Annotated in this window: 16 protein-coding genes and 1 pseudogene; 6 read left to right on the top strand and 11 right to left on the bottom strand. The window is 61.4% G+C overall.

Features of this window, described 5'->3' with window-relative positions; translation table 11 throughout:
• Nucleotides 1-14 precede the first annotated feature (14 nt).
• Together IEV82_RS11460 and IEV82_RS11455 are read left to right on the top strand one after the other, a co-directional pair.
• On the top strand, nt 15-878 hold the full coding sequence (locus IEV82_RS11460; protein ID WP_188482174.1) for an SDR family oxidoreductase: 864 nt from the start codon (nt 15-17) through the stop codon (nt 876-878).
• The gene (locus tag IEV82_RS11455; protein WP_188482173.1) at nt 875-1,507 is read left to right on the top strand and encodes an exopolysaccharide biosynthesis protein; all 633 of its coding nucleotides are present in this window, start codon (nt 875-877) and stop codon (nt 1,505-1,507) included. The genes IEV82_RS11460 and IEV82_RS11455 overlap by 4 nt, the downstream gene beginning before the upstream one ends.
• Here IEV82_RS11455 and dxs read toward each other — a convergent pair.
• From dxs to IEV82_RS11425, 6 genes are read right to left on the bottom strand one after another with little or no spacing between them, the layout of a single operon-like run.
• On the bottom strand, nt 1,504-3,429 hold the full coding sequence (dxs, locus tag IEV82_RS11450) for a 1-deoxy-D-xylulose-5-phosphate synthase (protein WP_188482172.1): 1,926 nt from the start codon (nt 3,427-3,429) through the stop codon (nt 1,504-1,506). The genes IEV82_RS11455 and dxs overlap by 4 nt on opposite strands.
• A 21-nt stretch (nt 3,430-3,450) precedes the next feature.
• Nucleotides 3,451-4,320, bottom strand: coding sequence for a polyprenyl synthetase family protein (locus tag IEV82_RS11445; RefSeq protein ID WP_188482171.1), 870 nt, complete (start codon nt 4,318-4,320; stop codon nt 3,451-3,453).
• A gap of 9 nt (nt 4,321-4,329) precedes the next feature.
• On the bottom strand, nt 4,330-4,572 hold the full coding sequence (locus IEV82_RS11440) for an exodeoxyribonuclease VII small subunit (RefSeq protein ID WP_188482170.1): 243 nt from the start codon (nt 4,570-4,572) through the stop codon (nt 4,330-4,332).
• Nucleotides 4,569-5,495 (bottom strand): histone deacetylase family protein, encoded by a 927-nt coding sequence (locus IEV82_RS11435; RefSeq protein WP_188482169.1) that lies wholly within the window; start codon nt 5,493-5,495, stop codon nt 4,569-4,571. The genes IEV82_RS11440 and IEV82_RS11435 overlap by 4 nt, the downstream gene beginning before the upstream one ends.
• A 51-nt stretch (nt 5,496-5,546) precedes the next feature.
• A complete protein-coding gene (locus IEV82_RS11430; protein ID WP_188482168.1) occupies nt 5,547-6,248 on the bottom strand; it encodes a response regulator in 702 nt (233 codons plus the stop codon).
• 1 nt (nt 6,249) lies between these two features.
• Entirely contained in the window at nt 6,250-6,759 is a 510-nt protein-coding gene (locus IEV82_RS11425) for a MarR family winged helix-turn-helix transcriptional regulator (RefSeq protein WP_188482167.1), read from the bottom strand.
• 161 nt (nt 6,760-6,920) lie between these two features.
• Between IEV82_RS11425 and IEV82_RS11420 the strand changes: the two genes are divergently transcribed.
• Entirely contained in the window at nt 6,921-7,790 is an 870-nt protein-coding gene (locus tag IEV82_RS11420) for a branched-chain amino acid aminotransferase (RefSeq protein ID WP_188482166.1), read from the top strand.
• 90 nt (nt 7,791-7,880) lie between these two features.
• Here the strand turns inward: IEV82_RS11420 and IEV82_RS11415 are convergent, their stop codons facing one another.
• The 5 genes from IEV82_RS11415 to IEV82_RS11395 all read right to left on the bottom strand — a co-directional run bounded on the left by IEV82_RS11415 (nt 7,881) and on the right by IEV82_RS11395 (nt 13,569).
• Nucleotides 7,881-9,071: an ABC transporter permease gene (locus tag IEV82_RS11415; protein WP_188482165.1), complete on the bottom strand. Its 1,191-nt coding sequence runs from the start codon at nt 9,069-9,071 to the stop codon at nt 7,881-7,883.
• A gap of 3 nt (nt 9,072-9,074) precedes the next feature.
• Complete coding sequence (locus IEV82_RS11410) at nt 9,075-10,874, bottom strand: ABC transporter permease (protein ID WP_188482164.1); 1,800 nt, start codon at nt 10,872-10,874, stop codon at nt 9,075-9,077.
• 3 nt (nt 10,875-10,877) lie between these two features.
• Nucleotides 10,878-11,165: a DUF1330 domain-containing protein gene (locus tag IEV82_RS11405; protein WP_188482362.1), complete on the bottom strand. Its 288-nt coding sequence runs from the start codon at nt 11,163-11,165 to the stop codon at nt 10,878-10,880.
• A gap of 106 nt (nt 11,166-11,271) precedes the next feature.
• A complete protein-coding gene (locus tag IEV82_RS11400) occupies nt 11,272-12,396 on the bottom strand; it encodes an extracellular solute-binding protein (protein ID WP_188482163.1) in 1,125 nt (374 codons plus the stop codon).
• A gap of 108 nt (nt 12,397-12,504) precedes the next feature.
• Nucleotides 12,505-13,569: an ABC transporter ATP-binding protein gene (locus IEV82_RS11395; RefSeq protein WP_373285208.1), complete on the bottom strand. Its 1,065-nt coding sequence runs from the start codon at nt 13,567-13,569 to the stop codon at nt 12,505-12,507.
• Nucleotides 13,570-13,805: 236 nt separating this feature from the next.
• Between IEV82_RS11395 and IEV82_RS11390 the strand changes: the two genes are divergently transcribed.
• The 3 genes and pseudogenes from IEV82_RS11390 to IEV82_RS11380 form a co-directional block, all read left to right on the top strand.
• On the top strand, nt 13,806-13,961 hold the full coding sequence (locus IEV82_RS11390) for a hypothetical protein (protein WP_188482161.1): 156 nt from the start codon (nt 13,806-13,808) through the stop codon (nt 13,959-13,961).
• A 206-nt stretch (nt 13,962-14,167) separates the two neighbouring features.
• Nucleotides 14,168-14,827 (top strand): ABC transporter ATP-binding protein, encoded by a 660-nt coding sequence (locus tag IEV82_RS11385; protein ID WP_188482160.1) that lies wholly within the window; start codon nt 14,168-14,170, stop codon nt 14,825-14,827.
• Nucleotides 14,805-15,134, top strand: a pseudogene (locus IEV82_RS11380) (capsule biosynthesis protein); the annotation flags it as partial. The gene IEV82_RS11385 and the pseudogene IEV82_RS11380, both read left to right, overlap by 23 nt.

Raw genomic sequence — 15,134 nt, 5'->3', positions numbered from 1 at the left:
ACCAACTCCGTCTCATGAAACACACATTGCTTTCTCTTGGCCACGGGTACAGTGCGGCCTTTCTAGCCCGGAAACTCCTGCCCAAGGGCTGGAAAATCGCGGGCACGACGCGTGATCCCGACAAGTTCAAGGGCTTTCATGCACAGGGAATCACTCCGCTCCTGTGGGACAGGGATGCGATCCTGCCCTGGCTTGAAAATGCCAGTCATGTGCTTGTGTCTGCCGGTCCGACCGAAGACGGCGATCCGACGCTGGCCCTGCTCAGATCGGATATCGCAGCACAGGCCAACCGGCTCGACTGGCTCGGCTACCTGTCCACCACGGGTGTCTACGGCGATGCCGACGGCGATTGGGTCGACGAAAGCGCTCCGCTGACACCGGCCACCGAACGCGGCCGCCGCCGGGTCCGGGCCGAGGCCGCCTGGGCGTCCATTCCAGGCCTGCCGCTGCACATCTTCCGGCTGGCGGGCATCTACGGCCCGGGACGTGGCCCATTCTCCAAGGTCCGAGATGGCACGGCGCGCCGGATCATCAAACCCGGACAGGTGTTCAGCCGCATCCATGTCGAGGACATCGCGCAGGTGCTCGAGGCATCCATGGCCCATCCGAAACCCGGAATGGTCTACAACCTGTGCGACGACGACCCAGCGCCGCCGCAGGACGTGATCTTGCATGCCGCGACCCTGCTGGGTGTCGATGCACCGCCGGAACTGCCGTTCGAGTCTGCAGAACTCTCTCCGATGGCGCGCAGTTTTTATGCCGAAAGCAAGCGTGTGCGGAACGACCGGATCAAGGCCGACCTTGGCGTCGCGCTGAAATACCCTGACTACCGCGCCGGGTTGGCCGCCATTCTGGCCGAAGAGCAGGCCAAGCAGTGACAGCCCAAGAGGTCGCTCCACGATCCCTGACGAGCCTTTTGGACACGCTCGATCCCGACGACCCCTCGACCGGCGCCGACAACGGCAACAGGGATGCGCATGACGGCCTGACCATTCAGGCCATGCTCGACCGCGTCGGCGCGCGGTCCTTCGGGGCGGCCCTGTTGGTGCCGTCGCTGATCCTCGTGTCACCCCTGTCGATCATCCCCCTGATGCCGACAATCGGCGGGCTGATCATTCTGACGATCTCGGCACAGGCGTTTTTTGGTCGCGACCATCTCTGGTTGCCCAGGTTCCTTGCCACACGGCGGCTCAACGAGGCGCAGTTGAAGCGCGCGGTCGCCTATCTGCGCGGACCGGCCGCGTGGCTCGACAGGAACAGCCGGGACCGGCTGCGCTTTCTGTCGGCCCCGCCGATGGACCGCCTCGCGGTGCTCGCCGTGATGATGGTCGCGGTAACCTGGCCGTTCCTCGAACTGCTGCCGATGTTCACATCGGTCAGCGCGGGGGGCGTTGCATTGGTCGCCTTTTCCCTCATGGTGCGGGACGGCTATGTCCTGATCGCGGGATACGCGGTGCTCGGGCTGTCGCTGTCGGTGGTGTTCGCCCTGATCAGCGGGATTTTCTAGGCCCGCTTGCCGATGGCGGCGACGCCCAGAACATCCAGCACCTTCTTCTCGATATGCTCTGCAGTCAGACCCGCCACGTCATACATCGCCTCTGGGCTGGCCTGATCGATGAAGATGTCGGGCAGCACCATGGAGCGGAATTTCAGCCCGTGGTCGAACACCTCTTCTTCGGCGAGCAATTGCGCCACATGGCTGCCGAACCCGCCGATCGCACCTTCCTCGATGGTGATCAGCGCCTCGTGATCCGCCGCCAGTTTCAGGATCAGGTCGCGGTCAAGCGGCTTGGCAAACCGGGCGTCGGCCACGGTGGGCGTGATCCCCTTGGCCTCGAGCGCCTCGCAGGCGGTCAACACCGTGCCAAGCCTTGTGCCAAAGGACAGGATCGCAACCTTGCTGCCCTCGCGGATCATCCGCCCTTTCCCGATTGGCAGAATCTCGCCGCGCTCGGGCATCTCGACGCCACGCCCTTCGCCACGCGGATAGCGAAACGCGATGGGTCCGTCATTATGCGCCGCGGCGGTTGCCACCATGTGCTTCAACTCCGCCTCATCCGCTGCCGCCATCACGACAAAGCCCGGCAGGTTGGCAAGATAGGCAACGTCATAGCTGCCCGCATGGGTCGCACCATCCGCACCAACCAGCCCCGCGCGGTCGATGGCAAAACGCACCGGAAGGCGCTGGATCGCCACATCATGCACCACCTGATCATAGCCGCGTTGCAAGAATGTCGAATACATCGCGCAGAACGGCTTGAGACCACCTGCTGCCAGCCCCGCGCAAAAGGTCACGCCATGCTGTTCGGCGATGCCCACGTCGAATGTCCGCGACGGGTAGCGTTCCGCAAAGAGGTCCAGCCCCGTGCCATCGGGCATCGCGGCGGTCACGGCACAGATCATCGGATCATCCGCCGCTTCCTGCATCAGCGCCTCTGCAAAGACCTTGGTATAGGAGGGCGCGTTTGACGGCGATTTCTTCTGAACACCGGTGATCACGTCGAACTTGGCCCTCGCGTGCCCGCGATCGGCGGACTCCTCGGCCGGGCCGTAGCCCTTGCCCTTCTTGGTCAGCACATGGATCAGGATGGGGCCATCGGCGCGGTCCTTGACTGTCCGCAATACCGGCAAAAGCTGGTCAAGGTCATGCCCGTCGATCGGGCCGAGATAGGAGAACCCCAACGCCTCGAACAGGGTGCCGCCAACCGCCATGCCCTTGAGCAAGTCCTTGGCACGCTTGGCCCCTTCGCGGAACGGTTCCGGCAGGAAGCTCACCGCGCCCTTGGCGACCTCCTTGAGGTCGTGGAACGGCGCACCCGCGTAAAGCCGCGAAAGGTAGGACGACATCGCCCCCACGGGCGGTGCAATGCTCATCTCGTTGTCATTCAGGATGACGATCAGGCGCTTTTTCAGATGGCCCGCGTTGTTCATCGCCTCGTAGGCCATGCCCGCGCTCATCGCGCCATCGCCGATCACCGCAATCGCATCGCCATGCCCGGTGTCGCAATTGCCGCCCAGATCGCGTGCCACTGCAAAGCCCAATGCAGCGGAGATCGACGTCGAACTGTGCGCGGCCCCGAAGGGATCATATGGGGATTCCGACCGCTTGGTGAAACCCGAAAGCCCGTTTTCCTGCCGCAGCGTGCCCATGCGGTCGCGCCGCCCGGTCAGGATCTTGTGCGGGTAGCACTGGTGCGACACGTCCCAGATGATCTTGTCGCGAGGTGCGTCGAAAATCGCGTGCAACGCCACGGTCAGTTCGATCACGCCCAGCCCTGCGCCCAGATGCCCGCCGGTGCGGGACACCGCCGCAATCGTGTCGCGGCGCAATTCATCGGCCAGCTGTTCAAGCTGCGCATCGGAAAATCGTTTGAGATCAGCCGGGGACGATACGCTGTCCAAAAGCGGGGTCTCTGTGGAAAAGGACATGTGCCGCGCCTCCGGGTCGCATCAGGTGTCGCGCGAGATAACGAACTGCGCCGCTTCATTCAAGGTTTGCGCCTGTGCCCCGTAGGGCGACAAGGCATCACAGGCGGCCGCAACAAGCTCGGACGCCCGTCGCTTTGCGCCATCAAGCCCCAACAGGGACACGAACGTGGCCTTGCCCCGGTCCGCATCCTTGCCAACCGCCTTGCCAACAGTAGTCTCATCTCCCTCGACGTCCAGAATATCGTCCGCGATCTGGAACGCGAGGCCAAGGGCCATTGCGTAATCGGTGAGCGGCTTGGGGTCGGCCTGTCCCAGCCGCGCCCCCGCCTCTGCCGACCACATGATCAGCGCGCCGGTCTTGCCCGCCTGCAACTCGGTGATCTGGTCCAAACTCAGGGGCACATCCGCTGTTTCCGCCGCCATATCAAGCGCTTGCCCCAGAACCATTCCACCCCGCCCCGAGGCGCGCGCAAGGCTCAACGCCAGATCCGCCCGCACTGCCGCATCGGAATGACACCCCGGGTCCAGCACCAGTTCGAACCCCAGTGCCTGGAGCGCGTCACCCACCAGAACCGCAGTGCCGTCATCCCATTTGCGATGTACGGTCGGCAGGCCACGGCGCAGGTCGTCGTCATCCATGCAGGGCAGATCGTCATGCACAAGGCTGTAGGCATGGATCGCCTCGATTGCCGCCGCCGGCCAGATCGCCTGTGCCTCATCGACACCGTGCAGCCGCGCGCTTTCCAGAACAAGAAACCCGCGCAGGCGTTTGCCCCCGGCCACGGCATAGCGCATGCCCTGGGTCACCGGCAGGTCAGGACCGCCCGACAGAATCTTGTCCAGATGCGCGCCGATCCGGGCAGCATCGCGGCGCAGCGCATCCGAGAACATCGCGCAGGGTTACTCGGGATCGAACGGCGCTGTGCCCGTGGGCTTGCCGTCAGCATCCAGCGTGATCGCCGCCACCTTTTCCTGCGCCTCGTTCAGCTTGGCCTCGCAGCGTTTCTTGAGCGCCGCCCCGCGTTCGTAAAGCGAGATGGATTCGTCCAGCGCCACGTCGCCACGCTCAAGCTGGCCCACCACCTTTTCGAGCTCGGCCATCGCCGCCTCGAAACTCATCTCTTCCACGGGTGTCTGGCTCATGCCGCGGCCTCCATCAATATGTCCACATGCGCGCGCGCACTCTCTGCGAGGGCAGACAAATCATACCCGCCTTCCAGAGTCGAGACGACCCGCCCCTCGCACAGCTCTGCCGCAAGAGCGCACAGCTCGCGCGTCAGCCAGCGGAAATCCTCGGTCGACCACTGCAATTCGGCCAACGGATCATCCTGATGAGCGTCGAACCCGGCGGAGATGATGATCAACTCCGGCTTGAAATCTCGCAGGCGCGGGAAGACCTTGGACCCGTAAGCGGCGCGCATTTCGGCACCACCGGTGCGCGGCGCAAGCGGGATGTTCAGCACATTGTCATGCGCGCCGCGTTCCGTTTGCTCTCCCGTGCCCGGCCAAAGCGGCATCTGCTGGCTGGTTATGGTCAGCGCGCGCGCCTCGTTCCACAGCAGGTCCTGCGTGCCATTGCCGTGATGCACGTCGAAATCCACCACCGCGACACGGCTCAAGCCATGCGCTTCGAGCGCATGTTTCGCTCCAATGGCGGCATTGCCGAACAGGCAGAACCCCATCGGGGTCGCGGTTTCGGCATGATGCCCGGGCGGACGTATCGCACAAAACGCGTTGCCGACCTCGTCGTCCAGCACCATGTCCACGGCCTTGACCACGGCACCCGCCGCCCGCAGCGCCGCGTTCACGCTGCCAGGCGACATCCACGTATCGGCATCAAGCTGGATCACCCCCTCGGCAGGCTCGGCGGCGAGGATCGCGTCGATATGCGCCTGTGGATGCACGTAGGCGAGATGTGCCATCTCCGCCAAAGGCGCGCTTTCGCGCCGCAGGTCCAGACCCTGCAACGCGTGCAACACATGTTCCAGCCGCGCCACACGTTCGGGATGCCCCTCCGGGGTCACATGTTCCAGACAATCCGCATGCGTGATCAATGCCGTCGCCATGGGCGCGCTCCCTTGCTTCTTCTTTTTTCAAATATGCAAAAACCAAACCCGTCAATCGGGTGCAAGCATATACCCTGCGCCCCGCACCGTTTGCAGGTAGCGCGGCTGTTTCGGATTGTCCTCGAGCTTGCGGCGCAGACGGGTGATCTGAACGTCCACGGCACGCTCCTGGCTCTGGCCCCGGTCGCGGCCCAGTTCCTCGACAAGCTGCGTGCGACTCAGCGCCAGACCCGGCTTGGCCGAAAAGATCTTCATCAACTGGATCTCGGTCGATGTCAGGCGCACAAGGTCTTCGCCCCGCCAAAGCTCGGCCCGCTCGGTGTCATAGCGGATCGGTCCGAGGTTGAGATATTTCGGCGCGCTGCCACTGACGGTCTGTTCCGGCATCCGGCGCAGGATCGCGTTGATCCGCAAGAGCAGCTCTTTCGGCTCGAACGGCTTGGCGAGGTAATCATCCGCGCCTGCCTCCAGACCGGCGATGCGGTCCTCGGTTTCGGCCCGCGCGGTCAAGAGCAGGATCGGCGTCGAGGACCGTTCCCGAATGCCCCGCGTGAGGCTGATTCCATCCTCGCCCGGCATCATCACATCAAGCACGATCAGGTCGAAATCCAGCCCCGACAGGATACGCCGCGCATGGGCGGCATCGCGCGCGGCGCTGACGAGGAACCCGTTGCGGACCAGGAACTTCTGCAACAGCCCGCGGATGCGTTCGTCATCATCGACAATCAGAAGGTGGGCGTCAGGCTCGGCCATGTCAGCGCCCGTCCCTGAGCGCGACATAGGCGCGTTTCATCTCGTCATCCATCATCGCTTCCAATACGGTCTTGAATCCGGCAACAGCCTCGGGCCCGGCCTTGCGGTAGGCATCGCGCATCCGCGCGCGCTGCGCGTCGGACAATTGCTGTTCAAGAGCCTCTCCAGCCTCGGTCAGGGTCAAGTGCCGCTCTCTTTTGTCGATGCGTCCCACATGGCTTTTGACCAGACCATCTTCGATCAGGGTCCGCAACACACGGTTCAGAGATTGCTTTGTGACCCCGAGGATCGCAAGAAGATTGTTGACCGTTGTTCCCGGCGCACAATGAATGAAATGGATCGCCCGGTGATGCGCCCGCCCGTAAGACAGCCCTTCGAGGATACGGTCAGGGTCGGCGGTGAAGCCGCGATAGGCAAAGAACATCGCCTCTATGCCCTGCCGAAGCTGCTCATCCGTGAGGTACAGCAAAGCCTGTCCGCTCGATATGTTTTGCGAGTGTCCTTCCGCCATGATCTGCCGTCCAATCCGTCTTTTTGTTGCATTTGAAAATACGTCAGTCTTGTTGACATTCCAAGGCTCAAATGGTAGCGAATCTCAGTTTCGACGCAATATCATGTCCGGATCGGACCTAATTTGCGCAATTAATGAAAAGCCGGGCGAGGAGAATTGACATGGCCGGAAGTTATGATGACCGCGACGGAAAGATCTGGATGGATGGCCAGCTCATCGACTGGCGCGATGCGAATGTCCACATTCTGACCCATGCGATGCATTATGCAAGCTCGGTCTTCGAAGGCGAGCGCGCGTATAATGGCAAGATCTTCAAATCGCGCGAGCATTCGGAACGGCTCAAGCGGTCTGCCGAAATGATCGACTTCGAAATTCCCTACACGGTTGACGAGATTGAAGCGGCCAAGAAAGCCGTGCTTGAAGCAAACGGCAAGTCCGACGCCTATGTGCGCGCGATCGCATGGCGCGGCGTGGGTGAGGATATGGGTGTCGCATCCGCCCGCAACCCGGTCCGCATGGCGATCGCAAGCTGGGAATGGGGCGCCTATTACGGTGACGCCAAGATGAAAGGCGCCAAGCTCGACATCTCCAAGTGGAAGCGCCCGTCGCCCGAAACCATCCCGTGCCACGCCAAGGCGGCCGGTCTCTACATGATCTGCACAATGTCCAAACACGCGGCCGAGGCCAAGGGCTGTTCGGATGCGATGATGTTCGACTATCGCGGCTACGTGGCCGAAGCGACCGGGGCCAACATCTTCTTCGTCAAGGACGGCGAAGTGCACACGCCGACACCCGACTGCTTCCTCAACGGTCTCACCCGTCAGACCGTGATCGGGATGCTCAGGGATCGTGGGGTCACGGTGCACGAGCGGCACATCATGCCGGAAGAGCTTGAAGGCTTCGAGCAGTGCTGGCTGACCGGCACGGCAGCCGAAGTGACGCCTGTTGGCCAGATCGGTGACTACAATTTCGAAGTCGGCGCGCTGACCCGCGATATCGCGCAAAGCTACGAAACACTCGTGCGCAGCTGATCCAGCCCCATTTTAAATGAGAAGGCCCTGCACCATTGTGCAGGGCCTTTTTTGTTGGGACCCAAGCCGCGTCGCCGCGGCTTTGTACCCTTATCCCGGTGACATGCCGCGGAGCTTTTCGGACCGGCGGCGCAGGATTTCCACCGCCGTCAACAGGCAGATCGAGATCGCCACAAGGATCGTCGCCGCGGCAAGGATCGTCGGCGAAATCTGCTCGCGCAGACCGGTGAACATCTGCCACGGGAGGGTCTGCAATTCGGCTGAACCGATGAAAAGAACCACAACCACTTCGTCAAACGACGTGATGAAGGCGAAAAGACCACCCGAGATCACCCCCGGCAGGATCAGCGGCATCTGCACCTTGAAGAAGGTGGTCACCGGGTTGGCACCCATGTTCGCCGCCGCCCGCGTCAGGGACCGGTCAAAGCCCACAAGCGTCGCCGTGACGGTGATGATGACAAAGGGAATGCCCAGAACCGCGTGCGCCAGAACGATGCCCCAATAGGTGCCGACCAGGCCAATCTTGGAGTAGAAGAAATACATCCCCGTGGCCGAGATGATGAGCGGCACGATCATCGGCGAAATCAGGATTGCCATGATCGCGCGTTTGCCGGGCACGTGGCTCTGGCTCAGGCCGATGGCGGCCAATGTGCCAAGGGAAACCGAGATGAAGGTCGCAACGGGCGCGATCATCAGCGAATTCTTCACCGCGCTGGTCCATTCCGGGTTGGTCAGGAAGTCACGGTAGTGCTTCAGCGAATACGCCTCGGGATCAAATCGCAACATACCCGGCGTGAAGGTAAAGAAGTTCTCGGCGTTGAACGACAGCGGCATCACCACGATGATCGGCGTGATCAGGAAGATGAAGATTGCCCCGCAGATCACGCGGAATGAATAGTGCCACAGCACCTGACCGCCTGTCAGGTACGGCACCAGATGTGCCCTGTAGCGGCCCATTCCGACCCAGTAGATGAACCAGCCGAAGAACCAGCCGAACAATCCACCCATGACCAGCCCGGGCACGTCATTGAACAGGAAGCCGGCGACAAGGCCGACGCCGATCAGTCCCCAGCGCACCGGTTTCTCCATCGGCTCGTCGAGCACCTGCATGGCGACGAACGCGAGTCCCGCCATCAGCGCGGCTGCAATGACGATGCCCATCAACACCGAGCCTTGCGAAGTGCCGAGGAACAGCCCGACCACGGCTCCAGCCGCGGCCAGAACACCCATGGTGAACCCGATGGGCTTTTTTTCAATCGGTGTGAGAATGGCTTCCGACATTTCTCAGCCCCCCAGTTTCACGTTGTCGATGCCGACGATCCGGTCGTAGGCCCAGTAAAGCGCCAGGACCACGATCAGCAGGATTGTCCCCAATGCGGCGGCAAGGCCCCAGTTGAGCGAGCTGGAAATGTGATAGGCGATCCGGTTCGAGATAAAGATACCCGATGTGCCGCCCACGATTTCCGGCGTGATATAATAGCCGATCGACAGGATGAACACGAGGATCGAACCCGCACCGATGCCCGGCACCGATTGCGGGAAATAGACCCGCCAGAAGGTCGTCCAGTTGGTCGCCCCCAGCGATTTCGCCGCGCGCACATAGGATTGCGGGATCGTCGACATCACCGAATACATGGGCAGGATCATGAAGGGCAGCAGGATATGCGTCATGGCGACGATCGTGCCGAACTGGTTGTTGATCATCACCAACCGCCCGTCATCAACCACCAAGCCCAGCCAGACAAGCACGTCGTTGATCACGCCCTGTTGCTGCAGCATCACCTTCCACGCCGAGGTGCGCACCAGCAGCGATGTCCAGAACGGCAAGAGCACGAGGATCATCAGCAGGTTCGCCTTGCGCGCCGGCAGGTTCGACAGCAGGTAGGCAATCGGATAGCCCAGCAGGATGCAGCTGAACGTGATGACAAGGCTCATGAACAGCGTCCGCTGGAACAGCAACCCGTAGATGCGCTGGTTTTCCGGGCGCAATTCCCAGCCTTGGGGTGATTTCTGCATATCCACGGCGTTCAGGAAATATCCCGGTGTGTAGGCAGCCGAATAGGTCTGGAGAACCTGCCAGGGTTGTTGGATTCCCCAATCCGGATCCGCATCGATGAACTGGTCGCGGAACGAGATGTCCTCGACCTCGGCCAAGGCGGTATATGCGGCCTGCAAGGCATCCGCGCCCGTGCCGTTGTAGGCTTGGATCTCGGCTTGCGACTTGGCCTTCAGGTCGATGCCCAGAGCAGTATAGACCGCTTCCCACGGCTCTTCCTCGGCAACGACATCGCCCTCGTCCAGAACCGTGAACACGGTGAAATCGGAATACGCTTCGGCGGTCAGCGGCAGGAACTCGGTGATGTCATTGGACAGCGAGAATTCAAGCGGCACGTCTTCTAGCGCGATGTCACATGGATTGCCGAACACGCTCCCGATGCCGCACGTGACATCGCCGAATACCGTCCGTTGGCTCTGCCCCATGAGGCGCATATAAGAGTCGCGGCGACTTTCGAGCAGGTCGTTCGCCCCTTCGCCCGACATCAGGTCGTACCAGAAGCCCGCCTCTTCCCAGCGCGGATCGGAAGCCTCGATTGCATCCTGGTAGGGTTCGCCGAACTCGTCGAGGTCACGGCCAATGCTGCGGAACATCGACGACATGCCGGTGGATTCGTAGTTCAGCCGCTGACCAAGCCGCGTGTGGCGACGGGCCTCGGCGGAAAAGAACAGGTCGAAATAGGCAGCTTGGTAGACCATCTCGTCCGGCGTTTCGTCCGTGGCGGGATCCCAGCGCGAGATGACCTGAACGGTACGCGGCATCGTGTCTTCGACGATCTGGTTTTCAACCGAGCGGAACAGCATGTCCCCGATCGGCGCGATGAAGCTGACCAGCACGAACAGCAGAAGCGGCGCGATCAGCGCCAGCGCCCGGATCTTCTGTGCCCGCAGCGCCCGGTTCAACGATTGTTTGAGCGGTCGACCATCCGCCGCCAGGACAGGCCCCGAATCCGCCTTGTCGGCAGCGCGCAGCGCGTTGTCCGGTGTCGGACCTGTGATCTTGTCGGGTTCGGTAGCTGCGTCCGTCATGGCTCAGGTGCCCTCGACCAAAATGATTGTGCTTGTCGCGGTGCGGCGACGGATTTCAGCGACCTCCTGATAGGCGGGGTCGTGATACGCGCGCTTCGCGGTTTCGTTATCTTCGCATTCGATGACGACATGGCGGTTCTGGGTTGCGCCTTCCATCGTTTCGGACTGTCCGCCGCGGACAATGAACTTGGCGCCAAAGCTTTCGAGGATCGGCGTGTCGCGCTCGATGTATTCCTTGTAGGCTTCGGGGTCATTCACCGTGATATGGCCGATGATGTAGCCTTTGAGCATGGTCCAGTCCTTCCTGCTGAGGTGGGCACGCATGCCCACCTCGATCCCTGTGCGACGGGCGGGATCCGCCCATCGCAAATCTCATACGCCTACAACAAGCGGCGTATCAGTTGCGCGCCAGCCACGCCTGGAACTTCGCGTCGATATCGTCGCGATAGTCAGCCCAGAACTCGTAGTTGTAGAGGAAAGTGTTCGCCGCATTGTTCGGATCGGTCGGCATGTGCGGTGCCATCTCGATGCCAAGCTCCGCATGTGTCGATACCAGCGGGGCAGACGATTCACGTGCCGGGCCGTACGAGATGTAGGCGGCCTGATCCGCAAGACGCTGCGTGTCTGTCGCGAAACGGACAAAGTCCTTCACGCGGGCCAGACGGTCCTCGGGCAGACCGGTCGGAATGATCCAACCGTCAAGGTCGAACACCTGAGCGTCCCACATCATGGCAACCGGTTGATCCTGCTCTTCGATCACGCTGAACAGACGGCCGTTATAGGTCGAGCCCATGAAGATCTCGCCATCCGCCAGAAGCTGCGGCGTGTCAGCACCGGCAGACCACCAGATCACCTCGTCCTTGATCGTGTCGAGCTTTGCAAGCGCCTGGTCCTGACCTTCGGGTGTTTCCAGAACGTCGTAGACTTCGTCTTTCGCCACGCCGTCACACAGCAGGGCCCATTCCATGTTGTTGATCGGACGCTGCTCGAGCGACCGCTTGCCCGGATAGGTTTCCAAGTCGAACACGTCGCAGATGTCGTTCGGCGCTTCCACGCCTTCCGGCACCATGTCCGTGCGATAGCCGAATGTCGTCGAGTAAACGATCTGCGGGATGTAGCAATCGGACACGATCAGGTCGCCGAAATCCTCGGAGGCCGGAGTTCCATCGGGTGCCGGAGCAAGCAGTTCGTCATGGTCGATTTCCATCGCCAGACCTTCATCGCACAGGCGGATCGCGTCAGCGGCAACCACGTCGACAAGGTCCCAGGTGATGTTGCCCGCTTCGTTCATCGCGCGCAGCTTTGCCACCGCTTCGTTCGAGCTTTCGTCCCAAGACGCGGTCAGGCCTTCGTTCATGGCGAGATAGGGTTCAACATAAGCCTTGTGCTGGCTGTCTTGGTAGGCACCGCCCCAGCTGACAAGTGTCATGCTGTCCGCCATGCCGTGACCGGCCGCATAAGCACCTGCAGCAGCAGCAACGGTCAATGCGCTGGTCGCCAGAAGTGTTTTAGACAGTTTCATTCATATTCTCCCGTTTCGGCCCGGTTATGACATATGGCAATGGTTGTCGGACCGACCAACCAATGCCTGTGGTGACACGGGAACGTGCTTCCGTTCCCGCGGCAATTCTTACTTGCTGGGCGCATCCAGGGCGCGGCAGTCATCGGGCAACCACCCGATATCGATCTGCGTGCCCGGCTCGAGCCGCACCTGGTCGGGTGCGTTCCGTGTCTTGATGACGAACTCGTCATTGCCCGCAACCTTGAGCCGCGTGCGGAAGATGTCGCCCATGTAGACGAACTCGAGCACTTCCGCCTTGAGCATATGTGCGCCTTCCTGCAAACGGTCCTTGTTGATCTCGACCCGTTCCGGCCGGATCGACACGCGTGTGCGTTCGCCGACCTTTGTGACGTTCACAGGGACCGCGTCGATCAGCCCGCCATCATCGAGCTGGACAACACACGTGTCACCCTTGATCTCCCGGACCGTGCCTTCCAGCGTGTTGTTCTCGCCGATGAACTGCGCCACGAAGCTGTTTTGCGGCTTTTCATAAAGCTCATCCGGCTTGGCCAACTGCTGGATCTTGCCATTGTCGAACACCGCAACCCGGTCAGACATCGTCAACGCCTCGGTCTGGTCATGGGTCACGTAGACCACGGTGATGCCAAGGCGGTGCGCCAGCTTGGTGATCTCGAACTGCAGCGTTTCGCGCAGCTGTTTGTCCAGCGCGCCCAGCGGTTCGTCCATGAGGACCAGCTCCGGTTCGAACACAAGCGCCCGCGCCAGTGCGATCCGCTGCTGCTGCCCACCTGAAAGCTGAGCCGGGCGGCGGCCCCCGAAATTGCCCATCTGCACCATGTCGAGGGCGCGCTTGACCTTGGCCTCGCGATCGGACTTGCCGATCTTGCGCACCTCGAGCGGAAAGCTCAGATTTTCGGCCACGGTCATATGGGGAAACAACGCATAGTTCTGGAACACCATGCCGATCCCGCGCTTGTGCGGCGGGATGTTGTTGATCGGCTTGCCATCAAGCCTGATGTCGCCATGGGTCGCGGTTTCGAAACCGGCCAGCATCATCAGGCATGTGGTCTTACCTGAACCCGACGGGCCGAGCATCGTGAGAAACTCGCCCTTCGGCATGCTCAGGTTAAGGTCTTTCACGACAAGCTGTACGCCGTCGTAGCTCTTTTGCACTCGCTCAAATTCGACGAACGCGTCCGTATGCGACGAGTCGGGCAAAAACGAACTCCCTGTTATTTCCGCGGATTTCTTCCGCTTGTCTGCATCAAATAAATCGCGTTGCGTGCCGCATTGCAACATCGTCACCCAAGTTTCGCGCCCGTATCGACGTTTGCGGGACATTTGAGCAGTTTACTAGAGCGTAGCCGGGAAAAACGCCTGCGCAACAAAGAAACTCAGGCAGATTGCCTATGACTGTTTTGATCAAGTCTGCTCCATTCCATGCGAAACACACATTCGAGACTTCAACCAAGCCAGAGTCTTTTGATCTGCGGATGGCGATTCGCGACGCTTTATGCATCGATTGTATCTCCCGGATTGAATTGCAGGCGGCGGCGATCCGCTGAACAACCTGCGGCTGCGGTCCGGTATGCGTGGGTCGACGATCAGCCTCGCCCACCCGCGTGGGGATCCGGTGTCGAATGACAGACCTGCTTCCGAGAACAATACCCGGTTTTTGCTGTGGATTGGCCACAATCCAGTCAAACTCGGCATCTACACCCTTTGGAAACCAGCCCGTGCAATGCCTGTACGGAGATGACTTGGGGTTTCGATGCTTGAATTCGACAACGTGAGCAAATCGTTCTGGACGGGATCGCACCGCAAGGTGATCCTGGACCGGGCGTCGTTCCGTGTCGAACTGGGTCAGTCGCTGGGGATTCTGGCGCCCAACGGCACCGGCAAGACGACGCTGGTCAAGATGATGGCGGGGCTGGAAAAGCCCGACGAGGGTGAGGTCCGCAAGACCAGCCGGGTGTCCTTTCCGCTGGGCTTCATGGGTGGGGTCGTCACCCGCCACACCGCGATGGAGAACTCGCGCTTCATCGCGCGGCTTTACGGGATCGACCCCGATTACGTGGAGGCCTATTGCCGCTGGCTTTGTGATCTGGGCGAATATTTCGACCAGCCCCTGGGCACCTACTCCTCGGGGATGCGCGCGCGCTTCACCTTTGCGCTGATGCTGGCGCTGGATTTCGACATCTATCTCGTGGACGAGGGGATGCCGGCCTCGACCGATGTCGAGTTCAACCGCAAGGCGGGCGACATCCTGGCCGAGCGGCTGCGCACCACCACGATGGTCATCGTGTCCCACCAACCCGAAACGCTGGCGCGATTTGTCAGCAAGGCCGCCGTCCTGCGGGACGGCCAGTTGCACATGTTCGACAGCCTGGAAGAAGCGAAACAGCTCTATGACTACGAAACCCACAGCTAAGCGCTTTCGCATCCGCCGCAGTGATTCGGGTCCCGGCACCGCCCAGATGGCGGCTGCCGGGCATCCTGCGCCCATATCCTCTGCCCCCGCCGCTCCCGCCCCGCAGCCGCGCATTCCACGCCCGGCTGATGGTGGTGTGGAACAGGCGCTGATGGCGATCCGCGAAGAAGGGCTGACCGCTCGTCAGCTGCGCATGGCGCGCCGCATCGCCCAGAAGCACGGGCTTGATCCGAACACCGATTACGAAGCGGTCTACTTGCTGCGCCTCAAGGGAATCGACCCGTTCCAGCGCGAAAACGCGCTCGAT

It is taken from the genome of Marivita lacus, from assembly GCF_014637725.1.
In the GTDB taxonomy this organism is placed as follows: domain Bacteria; phylum Pseudomonadota; class Alphaproteobacteria; order Rhodobacterales; family Rhodobacteraceae; genus Marivita; species Marivita lacus.
The sequence above is the reverse complement of the archived record's forward strand: the minus strand, read 5'-3'. Positions and strand labels throughout refer to the sequence as shown.

Excerpts from the sequence above, each read along its gene's own strand:
- IEV82_RS11390 (WP_188482161.1), top strand. The coding sequence starts at position 13,806 with ATGACTGTTTTGATCAAGTCTGCTCCATTCCATGCGAAACACACATTC.
- IEV82_RS11425 (WP_188482167.1), bottom strand. The coding sequence starts at position 6,759 with ATGGCGGAAGGACACTCGCAAAACATATCGAGCGGACAGGCTTTGCTG.
- IEV82_RS11415 (WP_188482165.1), bottom strand. The coding sequence starts at position 9,071 with ATGTCGGAAGCCATTCTCACACCGATTGAAAAAAAGCCCATCGGGTTC.
- IEV82_RS11435 (WP_188482169.1), bottom strand. The coding sequence starts at position 5,495 with ATGGCGACGGCATTGATCACGCATGCGGATTGTCTGGAACATGTGACC.
- IEV82_RS11430 (WP_188482168.1), bottom strand. The coding sequence starts at position 6,248 with ATGGCCGAGCCTGACGCCCACCTTCTGATTGTCGATGATGACGAACGC.
- IEV82_RS11445 (WP_188482171.1), bottom strand. The coding sequence starts at position 4,320 with ATGTTCTCGGATGCGCTGCGCCGCGATGCTGCCCGGATCGGCGCGCAT.
- IEV82_RS11420 (WP_188482166.1), top strand. The coding sequence starts at position 6,921 with ATGGCCGGAAGTTATGATGACCGCGACGGAAAGATCTGGATGGATGGC.
- IEV82_RS11405 (WP_188482362.1), bottom strand. The coding sequence starts at position 11,165 with ATGCTCAAAGGCTACATCATCGGCCATATCACGGTGAATGACCCCGAA.
- IEV82_RS11410 (WP_188482164.1), bottom strand. The coding sequence starts at position 10,874 with ATGACGGACGCAGCTACCGAACCCGACAAGATCACAGGTCCGACACCG.
- IEV82_RS11440 (WP_188482170.1), bottom strand. The coding sequence starts at position 4,572 with ATGAGCCAGACACCCGTGGAAGAGATGAGTTTCGAGGCGGCGATGGCC.
- IEV82_RS11385 (WP_188482160.1), top strand. The coding sequence starts at position 14,168 with ATGCTTGAATTCGACAACGTGAGCAAATCGTTCTGGACGGGATCGCAC.
- IEV82_RS11460 (WP_188482174.1), top strand. The coding sequence starts at position 15 with ATGAAACACACATTGCTTTCTCTTGGCCACGGGTACAGTGCGGCCTTT.
- IEV82_RS11400 (WP_188482163.1), bottom strand. The coding sequence starts at position 12,396 with ATGAAACTGTCTAAAACACTTCTGGCGACCAGCGCATTGACCGTTGCT.
- dxs (WP_188482172.1), bottom strand. The coding sequence starts at position 3,429 with ATGTCCTTTTCCACAGAGACCCCGCTTTTGGACAGCGTATCGTCCCCG.